The following is a 13,696-nucleotide window of genomic DNA, read 5'->3' as shown; positions in this document are numbered from 1 at the left end:
GTGACGATACCTGGTCGATCGATCTATTCCACCGTGGGGACATATGGGCATTCGTCTGGATAGGCAGACGGATCGAGAAGGCGCTCGGGTCCTCATCCCGATCGGTGACCTCGACCGGGACGCCGTGGAGCCGTTGAGCGCCGCGGTGGGCGAGGAACTCGCCGGACGTCCCGCCCGCCTGGTGATCCGGATGACCCACGTCCCGTTCTGCGACTCCTCGGGGATCGTCATGCTGCTCGACGCCCACACCGACGCGACGGGCCGGGGCGTCCAGCTCGTCCTCGCCGATGTGGGAGAGCATCTGCGGGGCCTCTTCCGGCTCTCCGCGCTCGACCGGGTCGTCCCGATCGTCGAGGAGCCGTCCCATGGCCGGTGACGCCTGTGGGGACGCGGTGGCGAGCTTCCCGATCGGAGGGGACCTGTCGGAGCTGCGTGAGCGCGCCCGGGAGTTCCTGACCCCCGCGAAGCTGGGCGAGAGGCAGGAGTCGAACTTCATCCTCGCCATAAGCGAGGCCGCCAACAACGTCCTGGACCACGCCCGCACCTCGGGCGTCCTCGTCCTGCGGCGGTGCGCCGACCGTGTCGTGGCCGAGGTCAGCGACGAGGCGGGGACGCTCACCGATCCCCTGGCGGGCATGATCGCGCCCGAGGTCGGGTCCCGCCGCGGCTACGGGCTCTGGCTGATGCGCCAGATGTGCGACGAGGTGGAGATCGTGTCCGGGCCGGCCGGTTCGACGGTCCGGCTCGTCATGCGCCGCGACTGACCGCCGCCGTCGCCGCTCCGCCGTTCACCGTCCGGCGCCGCTCCGCCGTTCACGGTCCCATACCGCGCCGCCGTCACGGTCCGGTGCCGCGCCGTCGCCCTCCACCATCTCGCCGTCCACCGCGCCGCCGTCGCCGTCCACCGTCCGTCGCCGTCCGCCGTCCGGCGTCGTGAAAGCTCGCCTCCCCGGTGCCGGATGCTCCGGCCGCACTTGCCTTCGAACATGTGAGATGTTCAAATGAACCGGCGAGGCTTGCGTATCGGCTTCGGCGGTCCTCCGTACGGCGAGCCGCCGGGGCGGTCTCCGGTGGTCCGCCCTGGCGGCCGGCCGGGTACGGCGGGCCGCCGCAACCGGCTCCGGTGCGGAGACGAAGTTCGTCATGAGACGGAGGAGAGGCGTGACCACCTGGACGCTGCTCGACTACGGCGAGGTCATCTCGCTGCCGCAGCCCGCCGAGGACGTGACGGCCATGGCGGTCCTCGCCGATCTCGACACCGAGACGTTCCTCGACCGCTACTGGCGCCACCGGGACCTCTACGACAGGGGGAGGCCCTCCCACGCCTACTGGGGCGACGTGCTGGACCGCAGGTTCTCCGAGGGGGACCCGCTGGTGGCCGCGCTCGACGCGGCCGACACCGCGAGCTGGTCGCGCCTCAACCCGGCGAGCCTGGACGCCCTCCGGGCCCTCGCCGGCCGCCACCGGCTCGCACTGCTGTCCAACGCCCCCGAACCGCTGGCCGCGGCCATCGACCGGGCGCCGTGGGCGCGGGCGTTCGACCACCTCTTCTACAGCTGCCGTCTCGGCCTGGCCAAGCCCGATCCCGAGATCTTCGAGAAGGTCCTGCACGGGCTCGGCGCGGAGCCCGGCGAGGTCACCTTCTTCGACGACCGGGAGGTCAACGTCGAGGCCGCGGCGGCGGTCGGCATCGACGCCGTCCTGTACCGGCCCGGCACGCCTCTGGAGCGGCGGCCGGGCTGACCGGGCCGCCGGGCCCGTGAGCCTGACGCCACGGCGCCGGTGTCCGGGTGGCGGCGAAAGCGGCGGCGAAAGCGATGGCGAAAAGCGACGGTGGAAGCCCGGCCGCCGGACGGACCGGGTCGCCGACCCGCCGACCCGGTGGCCCGCCGATCCGCCGGCCCGGTGGCCCGGCGGCACCCCCGGCGGCCCGGCGGCGCCCCGGTCCCTCAGCGGCGTCCGGTGGTGGCGATGCCCTGGACGAAGTGGCGCTGGCCGATGAAGAAGATCACGACCAGGGGGAGTGTGGTGATGACGCTCGCCGCCAGGACGATCTCCCACTTGGGATCACCGCCCTGGTAGAACTGGTCGACGACCGCCTTCAGGCCGCGGGGCAGCGTGTAGAGCGCCGGGTCCTGGAGATAGATCAGCGGCTTCATCAGGTCGAACCAGCTCGCCTTGAGCTCGAAGACGAAGGCGATGATCAGCGCCGGCCTGGACAACGGCACGGCGATCCGCCAGAACAGGTCCAGGTAGGATGCCCCGTCCACCCGGGCGGCCTCGAAGACGTACCGCGGCACGCCCAGCAGGAACTGGCGCAGCAGGAAGATGTAGAACGCCGAGCCGAAGAGGTTGCCCGCCCACAGCGGCACCTGCGTGCCGGTCAGCCCCACCGAGTTCCAGATGAGGTAGGTCGGCACCAGCGTGACCGCCGCGGGCAGCATCATCGTCGCCAGCACGCTGCCGAAGAGCAGGTTGCGGCCGGGAAAGCGGAAGTAGGCGAACCCGAAGGCGACGAAGGCACTCGACAGGGTGGCCGCGCCCGCCGCGACGACGCCGACGATCAACGTGTTGACCAGCCACGTCAGCATGGGCGCCGCGTCCCAGACCGCCAGGTAGTTCTCCGGCGCGAACGGGTGGGGCCACGGGACGAACGGGTCGGCGAACGTCCGGGACCGCGGCTTGAGCGACGCGACCACGAGCCAGACGAACGGGTACAGGAACAGGACCGACGCCGCGGCCAGCATGACCAGGAAGAAGACCTTCCGTGTCCCGCGTCCCGCGTCGTCGGCCGGGCCGCCGGTCACCACCCGGGGCCGTGCGTGGTCCAGCGTGGTGGTCATCCGGCGTGCTCCTCGGCTTCGTAGTAGACCAACCGGTTGCCCACCTTCACCTGGATGAGGGTGATCCCCATGATCACCAGGAACAGCACCCAGGCCAGGGCCGACGCGTATCCCATGTGCAGGAACTGGAAGGCCTGCTGGAACAGGTAGACGACGTAGAACAGGGCCGCGTCGCCGTACGACTGCTGGGCGATCTGGTTGCCGAAGAACATCGCGTAGACCTGGTCGAACATCTGCAGCGCGGAGATCGTGTTGATGATCACCACGAAGAAGACCGCCGAGCTGATCATCGGCAGCGTGACCGACCGGAACCGCTGCCACGGGCCGGCCCCGTCGATCATCGCCGCCTCGGCCAGCTCGCGCGGCACGTTGCGCAGCGCCGCGAACAGGATGATCGTGGTCGAGCCCAGGTTCCACAGCGACATCAGCACGATGCCCGGCAGGATCCAGTCCGGGTCGGTCGTCCACTGCGGACCCTCGATCCCGAACAGGCCGAGGAACTGGTTGACCATTCCGGCCTGGCCGTTCAGCAGGAACAGGAAGAGCACGCCCACGGCCACGTACGGGGTCATGGACGGCAGGTAGAAGACCGTGCGGAACACGCCCGCGGCCCGTCCGGTGATCCGGTTGAGCATGAGCGCCAGCGCGAGCGCGAGCGCGATGGACAGCGGCACGTGCAGCGCCGTGTAGTAGACGGTGTTGCCGATGGCCCGGAGGACCTTCGGGTCCTGGGCCATCTTGGTGTAGTTGCCGAGGCCGGCGAACTCCGGGCTGCCGATCAGGTCGAAGTCGGTGAACGACAGCACCAGGCTGGCGGCCATCGGGCCGAGCTGGAAGACCACCAGGCCGACCAGCCACGGCAGCAGGAAGACGTACGCCCACCGGGTCTCCGGGCGGATCCGCCTCACCGCGGCCCCCCGAGGACCGCGGTGAGGCGGATCACCGGGCGGACCGAAGAGCGGATCGCCGGGTCGGTCACCGGGTCGCCTCGTCGATGGCCTGTTGCGCCTGCTGTTGCGCCTGCTTCATGGCGTCGGCCGGCTTCCTCTCGCCGAGCAGCACCCGGTTGGCCCCGTCCTGCCACGCCTTGGTGAACTCGGCCGCGGCCGCCGACGGCGGCACCACGAACCCGGCCTGCTGCACCGAGCGGATCGTCTTGACCGCGTCGTCGTAGGCCTTGTGCCCGCTGGGCTTCACGATCTGGGAGAAGATGACGTCGTCGGCCTTGGCGTTGCCGGTGTAGGTGCCGATGTTGACCTTGCCCTCCTTGGCGCGCTTGTCGGCACGGGCCTTGGCCGCCGCGATCCAGGTGTCGGCGGAGGTCATGGTCTTCATCCAGCGGCAGGCGACGTCGGGATGCTTGGCGCCCTTGGGCATCACCCACGCGTTGCCGCCCACGTTGTTGACCGGGTTCCCCTGGCGGTCCCTGAACGGCACCACGGTGATGTCGGCGTCCGGCGTCGCGCCCGCCATGGCGCTCACCACGAACTGCTCGGTCAGCATGGCGCCGAGCTTGTCGGTGGCGAACGGGTTCTCCTCGCCGAAGTAGTCGAAGGTCTCGGTGAACGCCTTCAGCTTCTTCCAGCCGCCCTGCGACTCCACCAGCCGGTCGGCGTAGTCGAGGGCCTCGGCCACCTTCGGGTCGTCGAGCCTGGCGGTGCGGCCGTCCGCGGACAGGATGTCGGCGCCGTTGGCCTTGGCCCACAGCGGCAGGAACTCCGGCAGCTTGGGGTAGAAGCCGAACCGTTCGATCTTGCCGCCCCGGACGCGGTTCATCTTCTTCGCGAGCCCGGCCAGCGCGTCCCAGTCGGAGGTGTCGATGTCCGCCGGGTCGACCCCGGCGTCCTTGGCCGCCTTGTTGTTCACCAGCAGGACGACCGAGTTGTAGAACTCGGGGACGGCGTACCACTTGCCGTCGTACTTCGACTGCTGCTGCGCCGCCGGGTAGAAGTCGCCGGTGGCGATCTTCTCGCGGGAGACGCAGTCGTCCAGCGGCTGGATGGCCCCGCGTGCGGCGTAGCTGCCGATGCGCTCGCGGGCGAGGTAGACGACGTCGGGCGGGTTGCCGCTCGCCACCGCAGACAGGAACGCCTGCTCGTCGAACTGACCCTCGTTGATAGCGACCTTCACGTCGGGATACGCCTTCTTGAACGCGTCGACCCGGACGGTGGCGATCTCGTCGGGGAAACCGAATCCCATCGTGGTCAGCGACGATCCCGCTCCGCTGCCCGTCCCGCCTCCGCCGCCGTTGTTCGCTCCGACCCCGCCGCAGGCGCTGAGGGCCGCGACCAGAAGGGCCACGGCCGGGATGCGGCCCGAAAGGTGCTTGGGCATCCACGCCTCCTCGGTTCACTTGTGCAACAGGCGTCTTCCCGCAAAGGGACGGTTAAACGTGGCCTCGTCGGTAAGGAGCCTCCGAATCCGCTTTCCGGTCACCATCCGGCGGGCGTCCCGGGCGGGGCTCCGGGAACGGCGAACGGGCCGTACGGGGCGCCCGCACGGGGAAGCCGGGACGGAGGATCATCGCGGATCGGGCGGAACCGGCGGTCTCCCGGCATCTCACGGAAGATCCGATCGTCCCGGGGGAAGGCCCGGGTCAGAGGGGCAGTGGGACGCTTCCTTCGAAGGCCCGCAGGACGGACTCGTCCACGCTCGCGTCGATGGGGAAGGCGTCCCTGAGCCGGGTGAGGTCGAGCAGGCGGCCCAGGAAACCGTGCACCCCGGCCAGTCGTAGCCAGCCGTTGCGCTCGTAGACGCGGCGCAGGCCGCTGAGCAGCGCCCAGACGCCGGTGGAGTCGCAGAACCTCAGCTCACGCACGTCGACGATGATGTGGACCCGACCTCGCGCCAGTAGCGTGGAGAGGGTCTCCTCCAGGGCGGAGGCGGACAGTTTGTCGAGATCGCCGGCCAGTGAGACCACGGTGAACCGCGGCCGGTCGTTCACGGCGATGGAGAGCCGGTTCATCAATGTGCCCCGCTGTCCACAGCTGTTGGAGGCAGTGCCCTCGCGACTCCTCCGCCCTCTGGAGAGAGCGGTTGCTCGCTTCCCCCGGTCGAGGTGGGCGACGGACATCCCTGCCCGTTTCGATCACGGGAACCATATCAGCGAGGCGCCTTCCCGCCGGGCGGACCCGGCGTTCTCTCACCACGCCTGACGGCTCCGCACGGAGCGGGCGGGGACGGTTGACCGTTGCGACCACCGTACGCCCAGGCCGGGCACAGTTCAATGCTCTCGGCGCCCGACCCGCCGCGCCCCCGGGCCGGCGTTTGCCCGAGTCGGGGCCGGGCACCCGGAGACCATGGCCACCACAGACCGGGCGGTGCTCACCGTCAACGCCGGCTCGTCGAGCCTCCAGCTCCACCTCGTCCGCGACGGCGAGGTGCTGCGCGTCGAGCACAGCGAGCGGAGCCCGGACCCGGCGGAGGTCGAGCGGACCGTGGCGGACTTCCTGGACGCCGCCGGTGACTGCGAGATCACGGCCGTCGGGCACCGCCTGGTGCACGGCGGTGAGGCCGTGCGGCGTCCGACGGTGGCCGACGACGGCGTGGTGGCCGCGGTGCGCGGGTACGCCGACCTCGCCCCGCTGCACGTGCCGCCCGCGCTGGCGCTCGTCGAGGCGTGCCGCAGGCTGCTGCCCGGCGTCCCGCACGTGCTCTGCCCCGACACCGCCTTCCACTCCGGCCTGCCGGAGAGCGCCGCGACCTACCCGCTGCCCGCCGAGTGGCGCGAGAAGTACGGCCTGCACCGCTACGGCTTCCACGGCCTGTCCTACTCCTGGGCGCTGGGCCGGGCGGCGGAGCTGCTGGAGCGGCCCGCCGGGACGCTGCGGCTCGTCCTCGCCCACCTCGGCGGCGGTTCCTCGGTGTGCGCGGTCCGCGAGGGCCGCAGCCTGGACACCTCGATGGGCTTCACGCCGCTGGAGGGCGTCCCGATGAGCAAGCGGTCGGGCAGCGTCGATCCCGGCATGCTGCTGTGGCTGCTGTCGGACTCCCGGCTGACCCTGGAGGAGCTGCGCGACGGCCTGGAGCACCGTTCCGGGCTGCTCGGGCTGTCGGGAGGCAGGTCCGGCGACACGCGGGAGCTGGTGAAGGCCGCCGACCCCGCCTCCGCGCTGGCCCTCGAGGTGTTCGCCCATCGGGTGGCCAGGGAGATCGGCGCCGTCGCGACGAGCCTGGACCGGCTGGACGCGCTGGTGTTCACCGGGGAGATCGGCTGGGACCAGCCGGAGGTCCGCGAGGCGGTCTGCGCCCGGCTCGGCCTGCTGGGCGTCGAACCGCCGGTCCGCGCCGCCGTGGAGGAGGACGGGGCGGTGAGCGCGCCGGGCGCGGCCGTACCGGTCCTGGTGGTCCAGCCGCGCGAGGAGCTCCAGCTCGCCCGCGACACCCTCGCCGCGCTCGGCGGAGACGGGGAGAGGACGTCCGGCGGGGACGGGAGGCGGGCGTCCGGCGGGGACGGGGAACAGGCGCTCGGCGGAGACGGGAAGCAGACGGGAGAGATCAGGTGACGATGAGGAGTCTCGTACGCGGCGCGGTCGCCGGGGCGGGCGCGACGGTGATGATGAGCGTGGTGACGCTCGCCGGGCAACGGGCGGGGCTGATGCCCGACCAGCCTCCCAAGCGGATCGCCCGCGCCGTCCTGCCGGGCCACCGGCACCGTCCCAAGCCGGGGGAGAGGGCGCTCGGCACGGTCGCGCACTTCGGGTTCGGCGCCGCCTGCGGTTCCCTGCTCGCGCTGCTCCGCCGGGAACGGCGCGTGCCGGTCACGCTGGGCGTCGGCTACGGCCTGGCCATATGGCTCGTCAGCTACCAGGGCTGGGTGCCGGGCTTCGGCATCCTGCCTCCGGCCTCCGGCGACCGGCCCGGTCGGCCGGCGGTGATGGCCGCCGGCCACGTGGTGTACGGCACGGTGCTCGCCGTCCTGCTGAACCGTCTCCGCCGCGGTCCGGAGCGCGAGGCGTAGGCCGTCCCGGTGGACGGCCGGTGCGTACGGCCGGGGCCCGCCCCGGGTGGTGCCGGGTGCGGCCGGGCGCCGGGCGTCAGGCCGGGGAAGGGGCCGTGGAGGAGTCCTCGTGGCCCCTCGGGTTCAGCTGACAGCCGTGCTCGTCGCAGTGGTCGGCGTCGGCGTCGTCGAACCACACGCCGCCGTCGGCGAGGTAGCGGAAGCGGATGGGCCGCTCCGAGGGCACGGTGAGGCTCACCTGGTAGGTGCCGTTCCTGCGCTGCATCGGGTGGGCGTAGGGATCCCAGCCGTTGAAGTCGCCGACCAGCGAGACGCCGCCTGCGGCATGGTCGGCCGGCACGCTGAAGGTGAGCTTGATCTGCCCGTTCTTGGTCGGCTTGCTACGCTTGATCATTGAAGTTCTCCTGACTCGCGGTCTCCATGAGTAGCCGGCCGCGAGCGCGGTGACGGTGAGACACGAAGGTCACGTCGGCCTCCCGTCGCCGCCCCCGCCAGAGGGCGGCGCCGCCAGGGAGACCGGCGCCCAGTCACGGCCGAGCCGGTACGATCCATCAGGATCGTTACCGCGAGTGACCGATCGACAACCCGGACGTGCTGATTTTTGAGCGGGATCATGTCCGACTTTGACTGGATGATGGCGGTTGGCCGGGCCTCGGGGGGTGGGCGCGGTTTCGCCCCGATGGCGGAGCGTCCCGCGGGGTGCAGATTTCGCCCCGGTGGCGGAGTGTCCCGGTGGGTGCACAGGAGTTTCCGGGTGAAGCGGGAGTTTCCGGGCGGATGCCTGGGAGAGGATGTCCCGGTGAGGATACGGCCCATCACCCCGTCGCTGCTGGTGGAGGAGCTCGCCGACCGGATCTCCGCGGCTCCCCCCGGCGCCTGGACCCGGGTGGCGCTCGACGGAGCCCCCGCCGCGCGGCCGGAGGATCTCGCGGACGCGCTGGTCGGCCCGCTCCGCCTGCGCGGCCGGGAGGTGATGAGGGTCTCGGCGCGAGACTTCCTGCGCCCGGCCTCACTGCGCCTGGAGCACGGCCGTACCGACCCGGACGCCTACTACGACGACTGGCTCGACCTGAAGGGCCTGGTCCGCGAGGTCCTCGGCCCGCTCGGTCCCGGGTCCTCGGGGCGGGTCGTCCCCACGCTGTGGGACAGCGTCACCGACCGGGCCACCCGCGCGCCGTACGTCACCGTGCCGCCGGGCGGGGTGCTGCTGCTGGACGGCGAGCTGCTGCTGGGCCGGGGCCTGCCGTTCGACCTGACCGTGCACCTGTGGCTGTCGCCGGGCGCGCTGGCCCGGCTGACCGACCCCGCACTGCGGTGGACGCTGCCCGCCTACGCGCGCTACGAGGACGAGGCCGGACCGGTGAAGAACGCCGACGTCGTCGTACGCGCCGACGATCCCCGGCATCCGGCGGTGGTCGAGCGGTCGTGAGCCCGGGGCCCGTGAGGGCGGGCCGGGCGGCGATCCGCCCTCGCGGACCCCGGGCGGTCCGAGATCCCCGGCAGGGCGGTGGTTCGCGTGGCGCCCGGCCGGGCGGACGGTCATGGCCGAGAGCGGGCCGCACTCCGGGCGCGGCCCGCTCGCGGTCGTCGCCGTGAACCTCCGTGCGGATCCCCGTGCGGGGATCCGGGAGGAATCTAGACCCCGGCGCGCGAGGGCATGATGCCTTCGGCGTAGGTCTCCTCGGTCATCTCCATGCCGTGCCCCCGGCCCTGCTCCATGCCCTGGTGGGTCTCCTCGATCCGCAGCGCGACACCCATCGCGAAGAAGGTGGGCGCCCACTCGCCGATGAAGATGCCCCAGCGGTCCGCCCGGTCCAGTCCGGCCTTCTCTTGCGAGAGCGACATGTACCAGACCGCGAACGACAGGCCGATGGACGCGAGGCCGGCCGTGTACATCGCGCCGGACTTCACGCCCATCTTGTGCAGCATTTTGATCATTTCGTCCCCCCGATGACGGTTCGTTCTTATGGTTACCCTTCGAGGTGTCATGTAACCGACCGTCGTGCGATGTGCCGTGCCACGCCCCGGAGAGACGCGCCGCGCCCGTGGAGATACGTGCCGCGCCGGTTCAGGACTCCCGCGTCTCCGTCTGGCCCGCCTCGCCGAGCTTCCGGTTCAGCCCTTCGCGTCTGACCTCCAGGTCCTCGGCCAGGGACTCCTGCTGCTCGGCCATGGTGATCAGCGTCGACCGCTCGACCGCGTCGGTCGGGCCGAGGTCGTTCACCTGCTCGCGAAGGTCGGCCGCCTCGGAACGCAGTCGCGCGATTTCCTCTTCGACCTCGTGAAGTTCGTCGTTGATGCTCATTCGCTGTCCATACCCGCGCTTCGGGACTGAATTCCCTGTCCCTCCATACGCCGTGGGGGACCGGGCGATCCGGCCGGCCGGGTGGTCAGCCCGCGGGCTCCGGGGAGAGGCGGGCCAGCGCACCGATCTCCAACGCCACCCACAGCGCGCCGTCCGGCCCGGCCGCGATGCCGTGCGGCTCCGACGACGGGGTCGGCAGGCCGTACTCGTCGATCCGCCCGCCGGGGGTGATCCTGCCGACGCGATCGGCGCCCCACTCGGTGAACCAGCAGTCTCCGTCCGGTCCGGCGACGATGGCGTGCGGGCGGGCGGAACGGTCGGGGAGCGGGAACTCCTCGATCCGCCCGTCCGTGGTGATCCGCCCGATATGACCCGCTCCGATCTCCACGAACCACATCGCGCCGTCCGTCCCGGCGGTGATGCCCACCGGGGCCGAGCCCCCGGCCGGCAGCCGGTGGACGGTGACGTCGCCGTCCATGCCGATCCTGCCGATCGCGTCCGCCTGGTTCATCGTGAACCACATCGCGTCGTCGGGTCCGGCGGCGATGGCCGACGGGAAGGTTCCGCGTTCCGGCAGCGGGAACTCGGTGATCTTCCCGTCCGTCGTGACGCGGCCGACCCGGTCGGCGCCGGTCTCGGTGAACCACATCGCGTCGTCGGGTCCCGCCGCGATCCCGAACGGCCCCGCCTCCGGGGTGGGCAGCGGGAACGCGGTGGCCTCCCCATCGGTGGTGAGGCGCCCGATCCGGTGACCGCGGTACTCGGTGAACCACAGCGCGCCGTCAGGGCCGGCGGTGATGGTCGTCGGCCCGCCCGTCGCCGGGTCGAGCGGGTGGGAGGTGAGCTCGCCGCCGGGGGTGATCCGGCCGATCCGGCCCTGGTGGACCAGGGTGAACCACAGCGCGCCGTCGGGCCCGGCGGTGATGCCGTACGGCCCGGCGTCCGGGCCGGACACGCGGATCTCCGTCACGGAGAAGGTCGGGGCGGATGACATGGGGGTTCCTCTCGTTCGAGGGTGGACTCGGGGAAGGGCGGCCCGCGGAGGTCCCGGAAGTGGGCTCGGGGAAGGGACGGGCCGCGGAGGCCACGGGGATGGGCTCGGGGAAGCGGCGGGCCGCGGAGGTCAACGGAGGTGGCCGTCGCAGAGCTCGATCTCCTCACCGGTGAACCGGCCGCGCAGCGCCCGGTCGTGGGAGACCAGGACGAGGGCGCCGGGATAGGCGGCGAGCGCCTCCTCCAGCTCCTCGACGAGCCTGAGCGACAGGTGATTGGTGGGCTCGTCCAGCAGCAGCAGGTCCGCCTCCTCCGTCAGCAGGCGCGCCAGGCCGAGCCGGCGCCGCTGGCCGACCGAGAGCGCCCCGACCGGTGTCGGCAGCTGCTCGGGCCGGAACAACCCCATCGACAGCAGCCTCGCCCGGTGCTCCTCGGGGTGGCCGGGCCGTCCCTCGGCGAAAGCGGCGAGGAGCGGGCGCTCCGGCCTGTCGAAGGACGACTCCTGCGGCAGGTGGCCGATCCGGCCGCGGCGCCGTACGGTGCCCTCGTCGGGTTCGGTGACGCCGGCCAGCACCCGCAGGAGCGTGGACTTGCCCGCACCGTTCGGGCCGTGGACCAGCAGCCGCCGTCCCGGCTCGACGGTCAGGGAGCCGACGTGGAGCCGGTCGGCCACCCGTATGGCCCGCAGCTCGGCGATCGCGTCGCCCGCCGCACCCGTCGCCCCGTCGCCCGCCACGTCGGCGACGGGACCGGCACCGTCCGTCGCACCCGTCGTCGCGCCCGGGGTGGGGACGCCCCCGAAGCGCAGGGGCTCGGGCGGTCTGGGCACCGCGTTCTCGTGGAGCCGCCGCAGGCGCTCGGCGCCCTGGCGGACCCGGCCGGCGATCGAGCTCTGCACCCGCCCGGCGTCGCGGTCGTAGGCCGGCTTGTTGTTGTCCTTCATGGCGCGGCCGTGGGCGACGCGGTGGGCGGTGACGGACGCGAACTCCTCGGTCCGCCGTACCTCCTCGCACCAGTCGGCGTACGCCTGCTCCCAGCGGCGCCGGGCCGCGGCCTGTTCGGCCAGGAACCCGGTGTATCCGTTCCCGAAGCGGGTCACCCCGCCGTCCTCGACCTCCAGGATCGCGGTGGCCACCCGGTCGAGGAAGAGACGGTCGTGCGACACGGCGACGACCGTGCCCCGGTGGGACCGCAGCCGCTCCTCCAGCCAGTGCGTGGCGGCGGCGTCGAGGTGGTTGGTCGGCTCGTCGAGCAGCAGGACCTCCGGGGAGGCCGCCAGCAGGCAGGCCAGGGCGAGGCGGGCCCGCTCGCCGCCGGACAGGCCGCCCAGCCGCCGGTCACGCCCGACGGGGCCGAGGCCGAGGCCGTGCAGGGACTTGTCCACCCGGGCGTCGGCCTCGTAGCCGCCGCGCGCCTCGTAGGCGTCGAGCAGGTCACCGTACTCGGCCAGCCGGTCCTCGGTGAGGTCGGCGGCCAGCTCGCGCATCCGCCGCTCCAGGTCCCGCAGGTCGGCGAGCGCGGCGTCGACGGCGTCCTGGACGGTGTGGTCGTCCGGCAGGTCGAGGGTCTGGGTGAGGTGGCCGATCCCGCCGTCGGCGACGACGGTGATCTCACCGTCGTCGGGGGACTCGGCGCCCGCGATCAGCCGCAGCAGGGTGGACTTGCCGGAGCCGTTCTCTCCGACGAGCCCGGCGCGCTCGCCGGGCCGGACGGTGAAGGAGACATGGTCAAGAACCGGCCGGTCGCCGTACGCCTTGGAAACGTCGCGAAGGGAGAGCTGGGTGGACAGGGTTTTCCTCCGGAGGACGGGATGAACGGGTCGTCGCGGTGTCCGGTGAGATGCCCATGGCTGCTGCGCTCCCTGGTCGCGGTGGCGAGTCTTAATGCAACTAGTTGCGTTAATCTGGAGTATGCCCGACGCGGCGCGGAACGGGCAAACGGATAAAGGGAGGGACCGTGGATTCCGGTGGGACGGCCCGGCCGGGCGGGCGCAGCGCAAGAGTGCGCGAGGCCGTACGGCAGGCGACCCTCGCCGAGCTGGGCGAGAAGGGGTTCGACGGGCTGACCGTGGAGGGCGTCGCCGCGCGCGCCGGCGTCCACAAGACGACGGTCTACCGGCGATGGGGCGGGGTGGAGGGGCTCGCCGCCGACGCCCTCGACATCGCGGGCGGCGAGCCCTGGCCGGTCCCCGACACCGGCTCGATCCAGGGCGACCTGCGGGCCCTCAACCGCCTGGTGGCGGCCGGGTTCGCCGATCCGGAGCTGGGCCCCGTCTCGACCGCGTTCATCGCGGCCGCCATGCGCAACACGGCCACGGCGCGGGCGCTGCACGCCTTCTTCGCCGGCCGCCACGAGCAGTCGGCCGTCCTCGTCACCCGGGCGGTCGGGCGCGGCGAGCTGCCGGTCGGCACCGACCCCGCCGAGGTGGTGCGGATCGCCGTCGCACCGCTGTACTACCGGTTGTTCGTCAGCGGCGAGCCGGTGGACGAGGCGATCGCGGACCGGGCGGCCGACGCCGCCCTCGCCGCCGCCCGTGCCGGTATCCTCCGCGTCCGGGGGCCGGGGGACCCGAGGGGCCCGGGGGACCCTGCCTGA

Annotated in this window: 16 protein-coding genes; 7 read left to right on the top strand and 9 right to left on the bottom strand. The window is 72.3% G+C overall.

All coding sequences use genetic code 11. From position 1 onward, the window contains the following. Positions 1–43 precede the first annotated feature (43 nt). The 3 genes from ACFYSC_RS25195 (at position 44) to ACFYSC_RS25185 (ending at position 1,743) form a co-directional block, all read left to right on the top strand. Positions 44–376, top strand: a complete 333-nt coding sequence (locus ACFYSC_RS25195; RefSeq protein WP_389966234.1) for an STAS domain-containing protein — start codon at positions 44–46, stop codon at positions 374–376. Then, positions 366–764, top strand: coding sequence for an ATP-binding protein (locus ACFYSC_RS25190; RefSeq protein WP_389966231.1), 399 nt, complete (start codon positions 366–368; stop codon positions 762–764). The genes ACFYSC_RS25195 and ACFYSC_RS25190 overlap by 11 nt, the downstream gene beginning before the upstream one ends. A 397-nt stretch (positions 765–1,161) precedes the next feature. After that, positions 1,162–1,743 carry an HAD family hydrolase gene (locus tag ACFYSC_RS25185; protein ID WP_389966228.1) on the top strand — a complete coding sequence of 194 codons (582 nt, stop codon included), beginning with the start codon at positions 1,162–1,164 and terminating at the stop codon, positions 1,741–1,743. A gap of 206 nt (positions 1,744–1,949) precedes the next feature. Here ACFYSC_RS25185 and ACFYSC_RS25180 read toward each other — a convergent pair whose 3' ends face one another. From ACFYSC_RS25180 to ACFYSC_RS25165, 4 genes are all read right to left on the bottom strand, one after another. Next, positions 1,950–2,843 carry a carbohydrate ABC transporter permease gene (locus ACFYSC_RS25180; protein ID WP_389966225.1) on the bottom strand — a complete coding sequence of 298 codons (894 nt, stop codon included), beginning with the start codon at positions 2,841–2,843 and terminating at the stop codon, positions 1,950–1,952. Further along, entirely contained in the window at positions 2,840–3,751 is a 912-nt protein-coding gene (locus ACFYSC_RS25175; protein ID WP_389966222.1) for a carbohydrate ABC transporter permease, read from the bottom strand. Before ACFYSC_RS25175 ends, ACFYSC_RS25180 begins: the two co-directional genes overlap by 4 nt. Positions 3,752–3,818: 67 nt before the next feature. After that, positions 3,819–5,177, bottom strand: a complete 1,359-nt coding sequence (locus tag ACFYSC_RS25170) for an extracellular solute-binding protein (protein WP_389966219.1) — start codon at positions 5,175–5,177, stop codon at positions 3,819–3,821. 262 nt (positions 5,178–5,439) lie between these two features. Then, positions 5,440–5,808, bottom strand: a complete 369-nt coding sequence (locus ACFYSC_RS25165; RefSeq protein ID WP_389966216.1) for an STAS domain-containing protein — start codon at positions 5,806–5,808, stop codon at positions 5,440–5,442. 334 nt (positions 5,809–6,142) lie between these two features. On the opposite strand from ACFYSC_RS25165, the gene ACFYSC_RS25160 reads away from it, so the two are divergent. Together ACFYSC_RS25160 and ACFYSC_RS25155 are read left to right on the top strand one after the other, a co-directional pair. Continuing rightward, complete coding sequence (locus tag ACFYSC_RS25160; RefSeq protein WP_389966213.1) at positions 6,143–7,348, top strand: acetate/propionate family kinase; 1,206 nt, start codon at positions 6,143–6,145, stop codon at positions 7,346–7,348. A gap of 2 nt (positions 7,349–7,350) precedes the next feature. Continuing rightward, positions 7,351–7,803 (top strand): DUF6789 family protein, encoded by a 453-nt coding sequence (locus tag ACFYSC_RS25155; RefSeq protein ID WP_389966513.1) that lies wholly within the window; start codon positions 7,351–7,353, stop codon positions 7,801–7,803. A 76-nt stretch (positions 7,804–7,879) separates the two neighbouring features. Here ACFYSC_RS25155 and ACFYSC_RS25150 read toward each other — a convergent pair whose 3' ends face one another. Continuing rightward, positions 7,880–8,197: an isoamylase early set domain-containing protein gene (locus tag ACFYSC_RS25150; RefSeq protein WP_362930145.1), complete on the bottom strand. Its 318-nt coding sequence runs from the start codon at positions 8,195–8,197 to the stop codon at positions 7,880–7,882. A 405-nt stretch (positions 8,198–8,602) separates the two neighbouring features. Here ACFYSC_RS25150 and ACFYSC_RS25145 point away from each other — a divergent pair, with 405 nt between their 5' ends. Continuing rightward, positions 8,603–9,232 carry a uridine kinase gene (locus ACFYSC_RS25145; protein WP_389966210.1) on the top strand — a complete coding sequence of 210 codons (630 nt, stop codon included), beginning with the start codon at positions 8,603–8,605 and terminating at the stop codon, positions 9,230–9,232. A 206-nt stretch (positions 9,233–9,438) separates the two neighbouring features. On the opposite strand, the gene ACFYSC_RS25140 is transcribed toward ACFYSC_RS25145, so the two are convergent. The 4 genes from ACFYSC_RS25140 to ACFYSC_RS25125 all read right to left on the bottom strand — a co-directional run bounded on the left by ACFYSC_RS25140 (position 9,439) and on the right by ACFYSC_RS25125 (position 12,890). After that, positions 9,439–9,732: a hypothetical protein gene (locus ACFYSC_RS25140; RefSeq protein ID WP_362930149.1), complete on the bottom strand. Its 294-nt coding sequence runs from the start codon at positions 9,730–9,732 to the stop codon at positions 9,439–9,441. Positions 9,733–9,871: 139 nt separating this feature from the next. Further along, complete coding sequence (locus tag ACFYSC_RS25135) at positions 9,872–10,108, bottom strand: hypothetical protein (RefSeq protein ID WP_389966207.1); 237 nt, start codon at positions 10,106–10,108, stop codon at positions 9,872–9,874. 85 nt (positions 10,109–10,193) lie between these two features. Continuing rightward, positions 10,194–11,102, bottom strand: a complete 909-nt coding sequence (locus ACFYSC_RS25130) for a virginiamycin B lyase (RefSeq protein WP_389966204.1) — start codon at positions 11,100–11,102, stop codon at positions 10,194–10,196. Between the two features lie 129 nt (positions 11,103–11,231). Next, positions 11,232–12,890, bottom strand: coding sequence for an ABC-F family ATP-binding cassette domain-containing protein (locus tag ACFYSC_RS25125; RefSeq protein ID WP_389966510.1), 1,659 nt, complete (start codon positions 12,888–12,890; stop codon positions 11,232–11,234). A gap of 167 nt (positions 12,891–13,057) precedes the next feature. Between ACFYSC_RS25125 and ACFYSC_RS25120 the strand changes: the two genes are divergently transcribed. Further along, positions 13,058–13,696, top strand: a complete 639-nt coding sequence (locus tag ACFYSC_RS25120) for a TetR/AcrR family transcriptional regulator (RefSeq protein ID WP_389966201.1) — start codon at positions 13,058–13,060, stop codon at positions 13,694–13,696.

This window comes from Streptosporangium sp. NPDC004379 (assembly GCF_042873875.1).
In the GTDB taxonomy this organism is placed as follows: Bacteria; Actinomycetota; Actinomycetes; order Streptosporangiales; family Streptosporangiaceae; genus Streptosporangium.
This window is presented reverse-complemented; position numbering and strand designations above follow the sequence as displayed.